This window comes from Streptomyces sp. CG 926 (genome assembly GCF_003148825.1).
Taxonomy (GTDB): domain Bacteria; phylum Actinomycetota; class Actinomycetes; order Streptomycetales; family Streptomycetaceae; genus Streptomyces.
Window position 1 is genome coordinate 14,810 of sequence record NZ_QGGZ01000010.1, and the last position, 15,721, is coordinate 30,530.

The 15,721-nt window shown below is 68.3% G+C and carries 10 protein-coding genes; 4 read left to right on the forward strand and 6 right to left on the reverse strand.

All coding sequences use genetic code 11. From position 1 onward, the window contains the following. Positions 1-31: 31 nt before the first annotated feature. Both BCL76_RS25255 and BCL76_RS25260 read left to right on the forward strand, forming a co-directional pair. On the forward strand, positions 32-403 hold the full coding sequence (locus BCL76_RS25255; RefSeq protein WP_109781693.1) for a PadR family transcriptional regulator: 372 nt from the start codon (positions 32-34) through the stop codon (positions 401-403). Next, positions 400-1,275: a hypothetical protein gene (locus BCL76_RS25260; RefSeq protein WP_109781694.1), complete on the forward strand. Its 876-nt coding sequence runs from the start codon at positions 400-402 to the stop codon at positions 1,273-1,275. Before BCL76_RS25255 ends, BCL76_RS25260 begins: the two co-directional genes overlap by 4 nt. A 328-nt stretch (positions 1,276-1,603) precedes the next feature. Here BCL76_RS25260 and BCL76_RS25265 read toward each other — a convergent pair whose 3' ends face one another. Next, positions 1,604-1,807 (reverse strand): hypothetical protein, encoded by a 204-nt coding sequence (locus BCL76_RS25265; RefSeq protein ID WP_109781695.1) that lies wholly within the window; start codon positions 1,805-1,807, stop codon positions 1,604-1,606. A gap of 67 nt (positions 1,808-1,874) precedes the next feature. Here BCL76_RS25265 and BCL76_RS39120 point away from each other — a divergent pair, with 67 nt between their 5' ends. Continuing rightward, complete coding sequence (locus tag BCL76_RS39120) at positions 1,875-2,024, forward strand: hypothetical protein (protein WP_181382725.1); 150 nt, start codon at positions 1,875-1,877, stop codon at positions 2,022-2,024. A gap of 57 nt (positions 2,025-2,081) precedes the next feature. On the opposite strand, the gene BCL76_RS25270 is transcribed toward BCL76_RS39120, so the two are convergent. From BCL76_RS25270 to BCL76_RS25290, 5 genes are all read right to left on the reverse strand, one after another. After that, positions 2,082-2,537: a hypothetical protein gene (locus tag BCL76_RS25270; RefSeq protein WP_109781696.1), complete on the reverse strand. Its 456-nt coding sequence runs from the start codon at positions 2,535-2,537 to the stop codon at positions 2,082-2,084. Positions 2,538-2,579: 42 nt separating this feature from the next. Beyond that, a complete protein-coding gene (locus tag BCL76_RS39125; RefSeq protein ID WP_258309886.1) occupies positions 2,580-9,179 on the reverse strand; it encodes an RHS repeat domain-containing protein in 6,600 nt (2,199 codons plus the stop codon). 95 nt (positions 9,180-9,274) lie between these two features. After that, the gene (locus BCL76_RS25280; protein ID WP_258309887.1) at positions 9,275-12,907 is read right to left on the reverse strand and encodes a LamG domain-containing protein; all 3,633 of its coding nucleotides are present in this window, start codon (positions 12,905-12,907) and stop codon (positions 9,275-9,277) included. Positions 12,908-13,105: 198 nt separating this feature from the next. Further along, on the reverse strand, positions 13,106-13,402 hold the full coding sequence (locus BCL76_RS25285; protein WP_109781697.1) for a hypothetical protein: 297 nt from the start codon (positions 13,400-13,402) through the stop codon (positions 13,106-13,108). 48 nt (positions 13,403-13,450) lie between these two features. After that, positions 13,451-13,690: a hypothetical protein gene (locus BCL76_RS25290; protein WP_109781698.1), complete on the reverse strand. Its 240-nt coding sequence runs from the start codon at positions 13,688-13,690 to the stop codon at positions 13,451-13,453. A 495-nt stretch (positions 13,691-14,185) separates the two neighbouring features. On the opposite strand from BCL76_RS25290, the gene BCL76_RS25295 reads away from it, so the two are divergent. Beyond that, a complete protein-coding gene (locus BCL76_RS25295; protein WP_258309888.1) occupies positions 14,186-15,109 on the forward strand; it encodes a helix-turn-helix domain-containing protein in 924 nt (307 codons plus the stop codon). Positions 15,110-15,721 lie beyond the last annotated feature (612 nt).

Sequence of the window (15,721 nt, forward strand, 5' to 3'; positions counted from 1 at the left end):
ATATGTCGGCTACAGATCTATGGTGGCTTGCGTGGACACCCAAGCCCTGCGCGAACCGACTCTCCTCATCCTCACCGCGATCGCCGACGCCCCACGGCACGGGTACGCGATCGCCCAGGAGGTCGAGAAGATCTCGGAAGGCGGCATGAAGATACGTACGGGAACCCTGTACGGCGCCCTCGAACGGCTCCTCGACCAGGGGCTCATCGCCGTCCACGAGGAAGAGGTGGTCGACGGCCGCAGGCGGCGTAGCTACGCGCCGGCGCCACAAGGGTGCGAGGTCCTGGCCGCCGAGGCGGCACGGATCGCCCGCACCGCCCAGAAGGCCACCCGGCGGCTCGGACTCGGCGCGAAGGCCGCGCCCGGCCCGGCCGGCTTCGCGGCGGGGACGGTGACGGCGTGACTGCGCTGCTGAGGCTCTACCCGGCCGGATTCCGGCGGGAGTTCGGCGACGAGATCGCCATGGCCCACCGCGAGGCCACGCTCGGAGCGGGCCGGGCCGCCCGGATCCGGGAGGCCCTGGACATCACCGGGCACGCCCTGCGCATGCGTCTCGGGATCGCGTCGGCCCGGCGCTCCGGGCGGCTCCTCGCGGCGGTGGCCCCGTTCGCCGTCGCGGCCGTCGGGGCGAGCGCGGTCTGGTGGACCGGGATGATGCTGCCTGCCGTTACAGCACCCGTCCTGCCCGCGGAACTCACCGTCCCGTTCATCCTGCTGGCGGCGACCCACTTGGTGATGGTGCTGGGCGCCGCGACCGCCCTGAGCGGCCGTTGGACCGCGGGCGTCTGGACCGTGGCGGCGGGCTGCGCGGCGACGGCGGTCATCGACCTGTACAGGCTCGGCGGAGGCCTCGAGCTCGTGTTCTTCGTGAGGACACCGCTGTTCCTCGCCGCGTTGGCGGCCCTGCTCTGCCCAGCCGACCTGCGCTCGCAGCCGCGCGTCCGTACGGCGGCCGGACTGGCCGCCGTGCTGGTATGGACGGCGCTCCTGACCGGCGTGCTGACCCTGGGCCTCCTGCCGGAGTCGGCCGGCGCCCTCCGCTTCGCCGTACCGGCAGCAGCCGGACTTGCCCTGGCCGGACGCCCCGCGTTCGCCCGGCTGCGCACGGCACCCGCCGTTCTCCTCGCGGCCCTGCCCTTCACCGTGCTCGGCATGGCCGTCTGGGGCTGGGGCCTCTTCACCGGACCTGTCCTCGTCTGCCTTCTCCTCGCCGCCGCAACCGCGGTGAGCATCCGCCGACGCCGCAGCAACAGGCCCCCGGCAGCCGACGCCTGACAGCGGCCGGCGCCGCAAGCCGTACCCCGCGCACAACCCTTAAGCCTTTCACGTGGGTTTCGGTGACCAGGGCTATGGACGCACCCGAACCGGCATCGGGAAGAGGTCCCGGTGCCGGGCCCGCGGATCGCCGGAACCACCATGCGGACGCCCAACCCGAGTGCCGCCAAGCCGGGACCAGTACGGCAAAGACCTGCCGAGCGCCCCCTCACGCACAGACCGAGAGGCATTCCCGGTCAAGGCCTGCACCCACGGCTGCGATACGGGCCCGCGCCGCATCCGCCTCAGATGAGCGACAACCGGCGGTCGTGGTCGACCGCGCGTCCGGTCAGCCGGCGAGTACCGCCTCGGTCCATGCAAGAACGTCCCGGCGGCGGTCGTCCTCGCCGAAGACGGCGAGCATGTCGGCCGGCCGGCCCGCCGGGGCGGCGGCCTGCTCCGGTGACTCCTTCCGGAGGAGGCGCCGGCAGGCATGCGCGTTGCGGGTCGTACGGATCGTGTGGGGCTCGGGTCGGTACGGGTGGCCCGGCAACGCAGGGCGGTCACGATGACCAGTTCGATGGTCTCGCGTAGTTCGGTGCGCCGGCAGAGGGTGAGCCATGCGCGGGTGGTCCCAGCACGGTGAAGAGCGGACGCCCGGCCTGATCGCCGAGATCACCGGGCAGGCCACCGCGGACCTCGCCCTCGCGGACGGCTCCGACATCTCGACCAGCCTCAGGGCCGCCGAGGTCACGCTCGTCGAACTCTGAACGGCCGAAACGGCCCGCCGGATGAACCGACGGGCCGTCACGAAACGCCAACTCGACTTACGGAGTCGTTGTTTCCTTGGTCCGGGTGAACCGGTCGCTGAAGGTGCAGACTTCATCGAAGTCTGTCGAGACGCAGAGTTCGCCGCTCTTGAGCACGCTCAGCATGATACTGCAGTCACCTTGGGGGATTTCGGTGAAACTCACTGCGATCGTATCGCCGGCCGACGCTTCCTTTGACATCGCCACGTACCCGGCCGGGGACTCTTTCTCTACATAGAAGCCCCAGCTCCCGCGCCCTGTTCCGGTGGGGCAGCCCTTCGCCAGCGAAGGGTCGAACTTCAGCCCCTGCGAGGTGAAGGTGTGGTCCGCCGCAAAAGACAGGCGGACGCCGGCTTCCGTTGACCAGTTCCCTTCGATGTCGCCCGCCTCCGCCGCGCCTTTGCCCTCTCCTGCACCGCCGCACGCCGAGAGAAGAAGAACGAATGCCAGGAGGAATAGTCGACGGCCGCGCATGTGGTCTCCACAGTCTTCTGAGTTGGCGATGTGAGTGAGCTTCTATCTTACGGAACATCCGCACATGTTGAGCGGGATTCTCTCCTGCCACGAGAAGTCCTGCGTAGTGGCGGCGCCGAAGGTCTTGGTGAAGAAGGGATTCCAGGATCTGGGGATCGCGTGTGTGGCGGATTTCCAGTCGCTCTGGTTGTGAACGGTGAACTGAATTCGCACGTCGCCCTTCTTTGTGTCCACGCTGGTGATGCGGGCGGTCCCGGAATAGGTTCCAAGGAATGCGTCGGCACTGTTGGCGTGACCGAGCGTGCCGTTGGTCAACACGCTGGAAATATCATTGTAGATCCCGCGTGCCGTGTTGGCCTTGTACCACGGGCTCCCCGGTTCCGGCCCCCTGTCCTTGTATGCGAAATTAAGGGCTTCTTTTGCGTTGGGTGCGTCCATTCCGCTCTTCAGGGCTTGTCCCAGCAGGTTGGAACGGGTTTCCGCAATCTTGTCGTCTGCTGCCAGGATTCTGGTGAACGTGTCTCCGCCCTTGAACTTCTGGCTGGGTCCGAGCGGGTAACCGCCACCCCAGAGCCATCCGAAGAACAAGCCCCGAGAACTCTCCCAGCTGTTGTACGGGCCGCCTTCGTCCACGATCCCGAACCTTTCCCGGGGAGTCGTGAACAGGGGGGCGAGAGCCGGGTTCCACCCCAAGGGCATGGGGTTGAAGATGTCGCCGCGACCGAACGAGGTGCCGCTCCAGCTTCCGCCTCCGCCGCCGTTTCCGCCGCCGCCTCGGCCTCCTCCTCCGCCGCCGCCTCCGCCGCCTCCGCCTCCGCCTCCGCCGCCTCCGCCTCCGCCCTCGTCCTTCGGCATGTCCTCGATGTGCTTGCCGTTGGTCCCGCCGCCGCCACCGCAGTAGCCGGCGCTGCCGCAGCTTTCGAGGCCGGTCGGGTCGCTGTTGGTGACCGGGCTGTTGTTCGCGTAGGAGTAGCCGTTGAGGGACTGGTGCTGGTCGAGGCTCAGTACGGGGTCGACGCTGAGGAACTGGCCGAGGGCCGCGTCGTACTCGCGAGCGCCGACGTGGGTCAGGCCCGTGTTGGTGTCTTCGGGCTTGCCCAGGAACCGCTTGTCGTCGGGCCAGTTGGCCACGGCGGGTCCGCGTGCTGAGCCGAACGGGGTGGTGTAGCGCTTGGACACCGTCTGCGTGTCGTCGGCCGAGATGGTCAGGGACGAGGTGCCGTGGGCGTCGCCGGCCACGAACGAGAGCTTGGCGGTGCCGGATTCGTTGGTCAGGATCGCGACCTTGGTTCCCGCGATCGTGTAGGAGCGGGTGGCCCACTTCTTGGTGCCCTTGAGGTGGACTTCGTTGAGGCCCGCGTACAGGACGGTTTCGCCGGCCGGGTCGCGGCGGATCAGGAGTTCGCCTTCGGCATCGTAGACGTAGTCGGTGGCGGTGGCGCCCTCCGTGGTCTTGGTGAGCTTGCCTTCCGCGCCCCAGTTCAGGGTCTGGGAGGTCGGGCTGCCGGGGGTTTCGGCCCGCTTGGTGGTGTTGCCGGTGGCGTCGTAGGTGTACTGGGGGGTGAGGCCGGTGCAGGTGGCGCCGGTGGTGGTGGCCGCCAGTGCGTGCGGGCGTGCCGGGTCGTAGCAGTAGGTACGGGTGCTCGGGGTCCCGGTGTTGGTCCTTTCCGTGGCCCGCTGGCCGGACGCGGTGTAGGTGTAGCTGTTCCAGTAGGGGGCGGCGCCGTCGAGGTTGGCGGCAGTGCGCCCGGCCGGAGCACAGTTGGCGGTCTTCGGGGTCCAGGCTTCGGTCATGCGGCGCTGGGCGTCGTAGGTGAAGCACTGGTTGTCGGCCTTGGTGAAGCCGCTGAGCGGGGCCGAGTCGAAGATCGACAGGACGTTGCCGGCCTGGTCGTAGTTGTAGGTGAGTTCCTGGAGCGTGCCGTTGTGGATCTGGTCGTTGACCGTGGACTTCAGCAGACGGCGGGTGCCCTCCTCGTAGGTGTTGCCGATGAACGTCTTGCGCACACCGGCGGCGGCGGAACGGGCCAGGGTGAGCTGGTCGATGTCGCCCAGCGGGGAGTACGCGACGTTCTGCACATAGTCGGTCAGCCCCGAAAAGCCCTTCGGCAGACCGAATTCGTTGTAGTTCAGCTGGGTGATCTCCGCCGGCAGCCCTGCGGCCGCCGGCGTGGAGGTGGAGCCCAGCGTGCCGTCGAGCCGGTAGTTGACCGTGGTGTCGGTGCTGGCGGCGATGGCGCCGGAGGTGACGAGCGGGTCGTCGGAGGGCAGGGTCAGGCGGGTCGTCGCGGGACGGCCCAGGGTGTCGTAGGCGGTGACGGACTTGGTGTACGCCTTGCCCGTCAGACCGCCCTCGTAGCGGATGGAATCAGTGCCGGCGCCCTTGCGGAGCGTGTCGAAGGTCCACGCCGCGAGCTTGTTGGCGTCGGACTTCGGCGACTTCCACAGGCCCGTCTTGCGGCCCAGTTCGTCGTAGCCGTACTCCAGGACCGTGTTCCGTGCGTCCTTGGACGTCGCGATCTGGTCCAGGGCCGTGTAGGTCGTGGTGACCTTGCCCTTGTCGGGGTCGGTGGTGGTCACGGTCCGGCCGAAGAGGTCGTAGACGTACGTCCACTTCGCGTCGTCGGGGCCGGTGACCGTGGCCTGCTTGCCGTCGACGGTGTAGGTCTGGCTCACGCTGGTGTACGGCGTGCCCGGCGCAGTGCCGCTGTACGCGGGGTCGTTGGGGGTGGTCCCGTCGTAGGTGCGGGTCTCCGTGGTGCGGCCCAGCGCGTCGGTGATGGTGCGGGTCGCGTTGCCGCCCTGGACGGCCGTGCTGGCGGTGGAGTCACCGGTGTAGGTGTTGGTCGTGGACTGCCTCTGCACCCCGTACACGAGCAGGGTGCTCGTGACGGCGCGGCCGAGGCCGTCGAAGACGGTCGCGGTCTGGTTCGGAGTGCTGCCGTACTCGGCCCGGGCATAGACTCCCTCGGGCGCCTTGTCCTTGTCCCAGATGTCGGCGTACGACTCGTAGGCCAGGCCGCGGGAGTCGTAGCGGGTGTCGGTCAGGATCCGGCCGCCGTTCGGCGACGGGGTCTGGGTCTGCAGCGGGCGGAGCAGTGCGTCCGCGATCGTGTAGACGGTCTTGTAGCTCCCGTCGGCGGCGAGGGTGCCGACCGAGGTCCACGGCTGCTTGCCGCGTTCCAGCAGGTAGCCGTACTTGACGTTCGGGGTCTGGGACTGGCCGCGGTTGGGCAGCCAGGTTGCCGTGAGGCGGCCGAGGCCGTCGTAGGTGTTGTAGGTCGAGCCCATGTTCGCGTCGATTGACCGGACGATCGAGCCGCGCAGGTCCGTGTAGGCGTACGACTTGTGCTGCTGACCGTTGGACGTAAGCTTCGGCGCGGTCTTCACCGTCACTTCCAGCGGGCCGGACGCGGCGGGCGCGTAGCTGGTCGTGGTCGTGCTGCCGGCCGCGTCGGTGCTGGTCAGCGGACGGCCGAGCTTGGCCGCATCCGTGTCGTACGTGGTCTTCGTGGTGGTCTGCCAGCCGGCGGCGCCGGCCGGGTTGCGGTCGGCGGTGCCGCTGGCCGCCGGGTAGGACTGGGCGCGCCCGGTCCAGGTGGCCAGGCCCAGGGTCGGGGTCTGGTTGGCGGTCCATCCGGTGGCGGCCGGGTCGTCGTAGACAGTGGCCGTGTCGGACAGGACGTCGCCGCGGGTCGCCGAGGTGGCGGGGAGGCCGAGCTTGTCGTCGGTGACGGAGCACAGGGCCCCGACGGTGCGGGTGCGTGAGGTGCGGTTGGTGATGCCCTTGGCGTCGTTGCGCGCGTACCAGGTACGGGTGCAGGTCTCGTCGCCGGTCTTGGCCGTGTCACCGGAGGCCGAGACGTGGGTGGTCATCCCGTAGATGTCGTCGTAGCCGGTGTCGGTGCGGGTGGTGCGCCACGTGTTCGAGGCGGTCAGGAAGGTGTGCGCGTAAGCGGTCCCCGTACGGACGTAGTGGGCCTTGGTGTTGGCGTACGACTTCTGCTGGCCGGCGGTCTGCTTGCTCCAGGGGTCGGTCACCGAGACGGTGACCGGGGTGGCTCCGTCGTAGGTGATCTCCTGGCGCTGGAAGCCGGAGTACTGGTCGTCGTCGTTGATGGCGGGGATGGTCAGGCCGGTGACCGGGAGGGCCGTGACCGTGGTGGTGCGGGTGTCGGTCGTCCCCTTGCGGGTGTCGCCGCGCATGCCCTGCATGAAGATCTTGACCGTCTTGGACCGGGTCTTGCCGACGGCTCCGGTGTAGGCGGTGACTTTGCCGTAGCCGCGCCAGTCGGACCAGGTGCGCTCCTTTTCGGGGGTCAGCGGGTCGTCGTTGTGGTGCCAGGCCGGGTTCGCGTACTCGTAGGAGTTCTCGACGAGGTCGTTCTGGCCCGACGGGTCGGCGACGGTCACCGCGGTGACGTTGTACTTGTGGAACCAGTCGAGCGTGGGGTCACCGCCGTTGATCGGCCAGTAGACCGGGTAGCAGGACAGCGAGTTGTCGTCCTCCGCGACCGGCATCTTCGAACCGCGCACGCACTCCGGGTCCGAGAGGGTGAAGGTGGTGATCGCGCCCGTCTCGGACGTGATCGTGTTGATGCGCGGACGGTTGAGCGGGACGATGTTGTCCCCGTCCACGTCCACCCGGTTCGGGCGCATGTGGTAGGTGAAGTCCACCGGCGGGACCTTGACCGCCTCACCGTTGCTGCCGGTGCGCTTGATCGACTTCAGCACCAGGGTCTGGTCACTGGTGTCGCCGAGGTCGCCCGCGTCCAGGTACTCCTGCGTCAGGTCGTAGGTGTCGATCAGCGCGTAGTCGTCCGGCTCCTTCGCCGTCGACCACGCGAAGGTCTTCACGTTCGTCATCCGCTTGCGCGTGAAGAAGGCGGGACCCGTTGCCTTGCAGTCGGTGATGTCGGCGGCGCAGATCGAGTCGAAGGGGACGTCGGGCCAGTTGTCCGAGGTGTCCTTCGTCAGGCTGCCGCAGTTCGTCGCGAAGCAGCGCTCCTCGTAGCCGAAGGTGACCTTGTGCGAGGGCTTGCCCGAGAAGAGGGTGTCGGCGCGCTGGCCGTAACGGATCTCGGAGAGGGTGCCGCCGCGGTCGTATGCGGCGAGTTTGGTCTTGTCGCCGTTCTTGGCGTAGTTGTTGGTCTCGTCCGCGTACCAGTAGGTGGCGGCGTTGCCGTGGACGTCCTGGACCAGGTCCAGGTTCCATCGCCAGGCCTGCGTCTCGGAGCGGCCGGCGAAGGTGGAACCCTTCGTATAGCCGGGCTCACCGGAGTCATCGCCGAACACGGGAACGGTCCAGGTGGAGTTGGTGCGCTCGGAGCCGGCGCCCGGGAGTTTGTTCAGGCCGAAGGTGTAGGTCGTGCCGTCACCGGTGACCACCTTCCAGTACTCGCCGTCGTTGTCACCGTTGTCCGCACCGGTGCCCCAGGTGACCTGGGAGGCGTCGTCGCCCTTGAGGTGCCACTTGCCGGTCGTGTCGTCCTTGACGAGCTCGTTGGCCTTGCCGTTCAGGACCAGGGAGGCGTTCTCGTACTTCCAGCAGAGGTCGTTCTTGTCGGTCTGGCCGTCGTCGTCACAGGAGCCGTACTTGCGCTCGATGTGGGAGGAGGTCAGGTCGAAGCCTTCGCCGACCTGGGAGCCCTGGTTGTTGGAGTTCGCGGTCCGGCCGTCGATGGCACCGCTGCTGTACGAGAACGACATCGCGGGCACGGGCCCCGCCGCGGCGGGCGGGACGGCCAGCGTGTACGACCAGGTGAGGCCTCCGCTGGAGGTTCCGGACCCCCAGGTGGAGGAGGCGGAGAGCGGGGTCGCCGCGAAGTTGCCGGCGCCCTTGGGCGATGCGGTGTCCGTGGCCATGACCGCGAAGACCGCCGGAGCCTGCGCCGGGTCCTTGGACTTGGCCGCGGAGGAGGTTCCGGCGGGGAGTGAGGCGACGTCGGCGGTCACGGTCTGGTTCTTGATGCTGTTCGCCGAGGGCAGGGGCGTTGTCTTGCGGCACTCCGCCTTCTCGGGGGTGGTCAGCACACACGCGGGCAGGCTGACCAGCCCGAGGCGGGTGGACCAGCCACCGCCGACCGCGGAGGCGAAGGACCCGTAGTTGACGGTCAACTGTGAAGATCCGCCAGCGGTGTTGGCTGCCGTGAACAGGACGCCGGTGATCCCGGCCTTCTCGGCCGCCTTCTGGTCGAGGACCTTGACGGTCGACTTCCCGACCGCTCCCTCCGGAGCCGCGGTGGGCGCCGCCGGCCCCTTGGGCACGGACGGATTGAGCAGCGGGCTCTTGACCCGCGCCGTGGACCGTACGTCGACCAGCGGGCGCGAGCCCGACCGTCCGGACGAACCCTCCAGCGTGGCCGCCTTCGGCCAGTCGGCCTTGGCCTCGGCGCGGGCCCGGTCCGCCTGGATCTTGTTCGCGGCCTGGTTCCTGGCCACCAACTCCCGGGCCTCCTTGGCGCCCTGCGCGTTGACGGCCCGGACCTTGGCGTCCTTGTGCTTCGCGATCTTCGGGGCACCCGGAAGATCCGCGGCCTCCGCTGTCGGGGTGATGACCCCCGGCACCACGAGGGCCAGGGCCAGTGCGGCCGCCAACGGCAGCCGGTGGCGGATTGTTCCGCCTGGTGGTCGGATGGACACGAATGCTCCATGTGGATAGGGGTTTTGGGTACGGGTGAGGCCGTGGCCGCCCCTGTGCGGGGCGGCCACGGCACATCGGTGATGGAGTCGGAGGGTCAGCTACCGGAGCCGAAGACGGTTTCCGTGACCTGCTGGGCGTCCTTCATTGCGCCGGACCACAGGCGCATGTCCTTGATCTGGCCGGGCAGGAAGTTGCCCCAGGCGCTGTTGGTGAAGCCCTTGCCCACGGCGAGCTCGCCGCTGCCGACGGTGGCCGTGTAGGCCTTGGGCTGGGCCTGGCCGGCCGCGCCCACGTAGAGGGTGATGGTGCCGTCCTGAGCGTTGTGGACACCGGTCACCTGGACGCCCGCGTTGAGCGCGGCCGGGCTGTCGCTGGCCACCGAGGTCCCGGCGCCGTCGGCCGTCAGGCGGCCGAAGTGCCAGCTGCCCTCGACGAAGTCCAGCATCTTGGTCGGGTCCTGCTCGTCCGGCTCCTGGCGGATGCCGGTCTTCTCGAACCACAGGCTCCAGGAGGAACCGGTGGCCGTGCGCTGGCCGATGACCTGGGCCTTGTAGCCGTTCGGTTTGGCGAGGAGGGCGGTGTTGTCGAGCTTCGCCTCGGCCGTCACCGTGAACGAACCAGTGTCGTCGACGACCGGACCCGCGACGGTGGCCGCCTGGGTGGAGCCGTTCAGGACCAGGGCGCCTCCCGTGACAGGCGTACCGGTGGTCGCGGTCAGGGCGCGGCCGTTGCCGGACTTGTCGGCGAAGGCGGGACCGGCCATGGTGAGGTCCCAGGCTCCGGCCAGGTCGACGGCGGGCTTGCCGGTCGCCGGGTCGAAGAGCGAGGAGTCCTGCTTGACCTCGACGGCACTCTTCTCGTCCTGCCAGACCTTGACCTCGTCGATCCGGCCCGGGAGCTGCTCCGTCCAGGCGGCGGACTGCTTGGCGGCGCCGATTCCCATGACTCCGGTGGAGGCGATGGGGTTGGTGACGGTCATCTGGCCCTGGAGCTGCCCGTTGACGTACAGCTTCGCGAGGTCGGAGGACTCGTTGTACGTGGCGGCGACATGGGTCCACACCCCGGCCTGCGCCGGGTTCAGACCGTTCAGCCGCTTGATCGCACCGGTACCGCCGGCCGTGTCGTCCGTGGCCATCTGCATCGACCACGGCTGGCCGGCGGCGGCGGTGATGGCGACACCGCTGAAGTTCTTGCCGCTCTGGCCCAGCATCGAGAAGGTGCCGTCCGTGCGGTCCAGGCGGACCCAGCCGGCCGCGGTGAAGGAGCCACGCGTTTCGAACGCCGGCTTGGCACTGTTCGCGTACTGGCCGTTCGTCAGCTGGAGCGCGCGGTCCTCGTGCGGGGTGGGCGTCTGCACCCAGCCCCTTCGGCCGGTTGCGGGGCGCTGGGCTCCGGCGGCGAGGTACATGTTGTTCCTGAGCGCCGGGTCGGTCGTCGACGTGTCGATGGCCTGGCCGGAGGCCTCGTCGAAGGTCCAGTAGCCGATCGGGTCGGGGCCCTCCTTGACCACGAAGTCGACGATCTTCGTCGCGCCCCAGCGGCCCACGGCGTCCTTGGCCTTCACGCTCAGCTTCATCGTCCCCGACAGCGGCGGAGTGATCGAGACGGTCGGGTTCGAGCCGGCGATCTCGGTCCACGTGGTGTCCGTGGACAGCTTGTACTGGAATGCCGTGACGGTGTCGCCGCTCGCCGGAGCGAAGGTGAACTGACCCGCCTGGCCGGGCTTGCCGGCCGCCGTGCACGCGGTGCCGGTGCACTGGCTGTACGGAGCCCCGAAGGTGACCGTCGGGGCCTTGGGGGCACTGGAGTCGACCTTGAAGTAGCAGTCCGCACTGGGAGCGCTGGTTCGTTCGTTCCCGTCCGCGTACGACCGGGTCCAGGTCCGGAAGCGGTACTGGGCGCCGTCCGTCAGCGTGGCGGGCGGGTCACTGCTGACCTTGACGTTGTCCCCCACGAATCCCGACGATGGCCGACTGATGTAGTCGGCGTCGGCCGCGTTGGCCTTGACCGGGGCCCAGGTGCCGTTGGTCTCCTTCTTCTCGGTCTGCATGAGAATCCGTAGCTGGGCGCCGGACTCGCCGCCCCACACGGTCTCGGTGATCGCGGTCATGGCCGGCGTCGGGTCGGAGACGATCGACGGCTTGGCCGGGTCGTTCGAGCAGATCTCCCCCGCGCCCGTGACCAGGCCGACGTAGATGGGGATGTTGGGCTTGCCGATGTAGTCGACCGACAGAACGGCGTCGTTGCGGAAGCGCTTCCACGCGGCGGTGTCCGACTCGTCCTCGGCCCGCAGCTCCAGGTTCAGACGGTTGTAGCGGCCGTTGGCGAAGTCGCGGACGGTGGGGGTGAGGTTCTCGTCCGGCTCGTCAGGAAGGTTGTCCGAGAATTCGACGGGCGCGGCGGGCGAGTTGGGATCGCATGCGGAGCCACGGCCGGCCGACAGCCAGCGGTCGCCCATGAGGTCGGCATAGTTGGGTTTGTTGCCCCAGTTCGTCGACGGGCCGATCTCTCCGTCCATGCGGACCAGCCACACGTTGCGCAGGTCGCACTGGAAGGCCCACGGCTCGGTGACTCTGAAGCGGGCGTTCAGGACTTCCTTGCCGACGAGCTTGCTCGGCGAGAACTCGAAGTAGAGGCGCTGCACGTAGCCCGGACCGCAGTAGTAGCCGTTCCAGGAGCCGCACTTGCCCATGCCCTTGCCCAGGCCGTCGTCGCCGTTGTCCCAGTTCCAGAAGGACACTCCGTCGTTGCGGAGTGCGGTGTGCTCGGTCCCGTCGTCAAGGGCGACGGAGGGGTCGATATACAGGGGGAAGGCCGCGGGGTCCCTCTGCTTCAGCAGCGAGGAGTCCGGTACGACGGCCAGCGAGTCAGCGTCTACCTCGACGGGCATGTTCGCCGCCCCGGAGCCGAGGGCCGGACCGTCGGCGGGACGGCTTCCGGACTCCGCGCCGGCGGGCGCCTCGGGTAGCGCGCCGCCCTCGCTCTTGACCGCGGACATCTTCGCCTTCGGAGACATGGCCGGCGAGGTGGACACGCCCTTCGAGTCCCACATCAGGGCCGGGGGCGCCTTGAACACCGGCTTGCCGTTGGCGTCCGTGGCGGACAGCCCGCCGTCCTTGGTGGAGTTGAGACGAACGTCCTTCGCCTCGAGGTCGAACTCGACACGCTGGAGCTTGGGGTTCGTCGCCGCCTCCGGCGTCTTGACCACGAGGACCTCGCGGAACCCCTTCAAGGTCGCCGTCATCCTCAGGTCGACCCCGGGCAGCACCTCCTGGTACACGGCGCTGTCACCGTCGAGCACCGGCTTGGGCAGCTTGGCCCCCTGCCAGCCCAGGGACATCGACCGTCCGCCGTGCTCAATGGTGACCAGACTCGAATCGCCGCCGCCTGAGAACCCGACCGAGGCCAGGGCGGCCTTCGGGCCCACGGTGCCGTCCGGGCGGACCTCCAGCATGGCGTCGGGAGCGACCCAGCCGGCGCCGTCCTTCGCCTTGACCCGGACCGGAACGGCCGAGGTGTCCAGGCGGAAGGACTTGCCGTCCGGATTCGCGTACGTCGTCGTTGACTCGGTCCGTTCACCGAGCACCTCGACGGGCTTGCCCGATGCGGCTGCCGCTTTGAGTGCCTTCTCGCCCTCATTCACCGGCAGCGCATCTGCAACGGCGGCTACCGGCGTGTACACCGAAGCGACACTCATCACCATGGCCAGGCCGAGCGTGGTCGCCACGGCATGACAAAGCCGCCGACCAAGGGTTGCAGACATTTTCTCCCATTTCATATGACGCGGAGATCTCCCCGGGCGCCGCGCCATGCCCTCACCAGCTATGGCGGTTGAACGTGGAAACGCATGGTGCTCGATCCGAACCTGTCCGCTTGATTTCGACAGGCGATCGACTGGGGTCTTCCTGACGGAATACCGGAGTGCTCAGCGAATGCCCGGCCCGTCGCCGGCAGCGCCGTCCGACAGTCGCCAGGCGATGAGTTCGGGTGCGCGCTCCAGGGCGCGCAGACACGCGGCGCGAGCGGTGAGCATGGCCTCGGCTTCCGAGCCGGCGAGGGAGAAGAGAACCAGATCGACGCGATCGTCTCCCGCGGCCGCCGTTGCGGTCACGTGCTCGATGCGGTCAGCAGGAGCAAAGTGGGCCGTAAGAAGGTCCCTGACATCGTTCGGGGCTATGAGTGATCCACAGGAGCCGATCAATTTGAATGTGATCATATACATGGCGACTTCCGGCGGGTTTGCCTTTCTCGCTCTGTATCGAAAGCGAAGCTACGGGTGGGCGATACCGTCTCGCGGCGCGCTCCATCCGTAGCCATCGCCGGCCAGTACTTGGTGCGTGCTGCTCCACCCGAAACCATCGCCCGCAGTCGTGTGCCGCGTTTCCGAGAGGCCGAGAACGAACGCACCGGATCCGATGGCGGCGAGGAGTGCGGCGGGCACGAACAGGCGTGCGGCGACGTAGGACATGAAGAACTCAACCCCAATAGGCGTGCTGGTCGACGGATTCATCTCATCTCCCCCGTTCAGGGAGATGCCGTGTGCGATGGAGCAAGCCTGTCCGCGCCGTGAGCCGGTGTCACTAGCATGCGAGTGGCGTCAAGGCGCCTGGCGCCTTGACGCCACCTGGGTGTCCGTCCGCAGCCGGACCACGCCGGGCTCGAGCGCCAGGAGCGGAAGCAGTCGCTGGACGAAGCGGCAGGCGCCAGGAGATACGTGGGCGGGTCGAGCAGTTCGCGGTACGGCGTCGGTGCGGCAGCACCCGGCCACCTGTACTTGTACGCCCCGCTCCCCCGAACAGTGGGTATGCGTCGCAAATCGGTCGATCCGCCAACCCGCGATTTTCTCCACCCACACCACCTCAGCCCGCAACACTCCACCTTTTCAGGAAAAACTTCCTCCGGAAATTGCCCGCACCATCCTTTAGGATCAAGGCTTCATATCGGGGGGGATCTCATGTTGCAGTGGCTGGGCCTGTCTGCCCACGCAGAAGCTGTTTATCGGGCGATGCTCGAGCGACCCGACCACGGGGTGGCCGCCCTCGTCACGGACACCGGACTGGACGAGCAGGCGACACGGAACGCCCTCGACGAACTCGCCCGCCTCGCCCTACTCAAACCGTCGGGCCAGACGGGGGACGGCCTCCGCCCGGTCAGCCCCGAAGTCGGACTCGCCACCCTGCTGGCCTCCGCCGAGGCGGAGATCGCTGAACGCCAAGCACAGGTGGAAAGCGCCCGAGCGGAGATAGCAGCCATCGCCGCCGCCCACCTCGGCACGAGACTGTCCGACAGCGCCACCCGGCTCGAAGGCCTCGACGCGATCCGCACAAGACTGGAACAACTCCAGCGGACCACCCACTTCGAATGCCTGTCACTGAACCCCGGCGGTGCCCACCGCCCGGACGCCCGCAGCGCCGCCACTCCGCTCAACGAAGAGGCCCTGCGCCGCGGAGTCGTCATCCGAGCCGTGTGCCGCGACAGCTTCCGCAACGACCCCGACACTCTCGCGTACGCCCGATGGCTGACGGAGCGCGGTGGTCAGATGCGCACCATACCCACCGTGCCCATACAAATGATCATCATTGACCGCCGTGTCTCCATCATTCCCGTCGATCCGGAGAACCCCCGCGCGGGCGCACTCGAAATCCTCAGCCCGGGCATCGTCACCGCCCTCTGTGCACTGTTCGAGCAGTGCTGGTCCGCAGGTACACCCTTCGGGGCGCCTCCTCACCCCGACTCCAACGGCTGCACCCCCACAGAACGAGCGCTCCTGTCCCTCGCCGCCGCGGGTGACACGGACGAAGCCGCGGCCCGCACGCTCTCCGTCTCCCCCCGCACCGTCAGCCGCATGATGTCCAACCTGATGGAGAGACTCGAGGCGGTCAGCAGATTCCAGGCAGGGGTGAACGCCACAAAGCGCGGATGGCTGTAGCGCCGATAGCACGGCGCGGCGGCAGCGGGATGTCGTTCGCCCGGTCAAGCCCTGTCATGCGGCGGATGGGTGTGGCGGCTCTCGGGGGGGCGGCGGATGACGTCTGGCCACTGCGGCTGCTCCCGTACTCAAGGCCGGGCTTCTCCTATCGGTGGCATGCCGTGAGGTGTTGCGAGAGTCAGGGACGGGGTCAGCTGAGGGCAGGCTTGCTGTCACGTCTCAGTGATCGAGGCCTCGGTGAGCGCTGGGCTCGCGCACGCCAGGACTGGGAGAGCGGCATCGGTGACCGTGCTCTGCAGGAGCGGCGGTCCACCGGGGAGAAGCTCGTGGACCGTTTGAATCAGGAGCTTGACAGGCAGCCGGAGATCCGTCGGCGTGCCTGTGCCCTGGCCGCGAGGAAGGAGGCGGCTGACACCGAGCGTCTGCAGGAGCAGATCGGCGCTGCTGAGACCGCGGAGACGGCTGCGTCCGACGCTGCTGCGGAGGCCGGTGTGCTTCACCGGCCCGTGAGGCGCACCAAACTGCTCTCGCTGCCTGGGAGAAGTTCCTTCCGGCTGCCGAACCCCTCACCGTCGTCTGCATCAGTGAGAGGGAACGGGAGCTCGAGGAAAC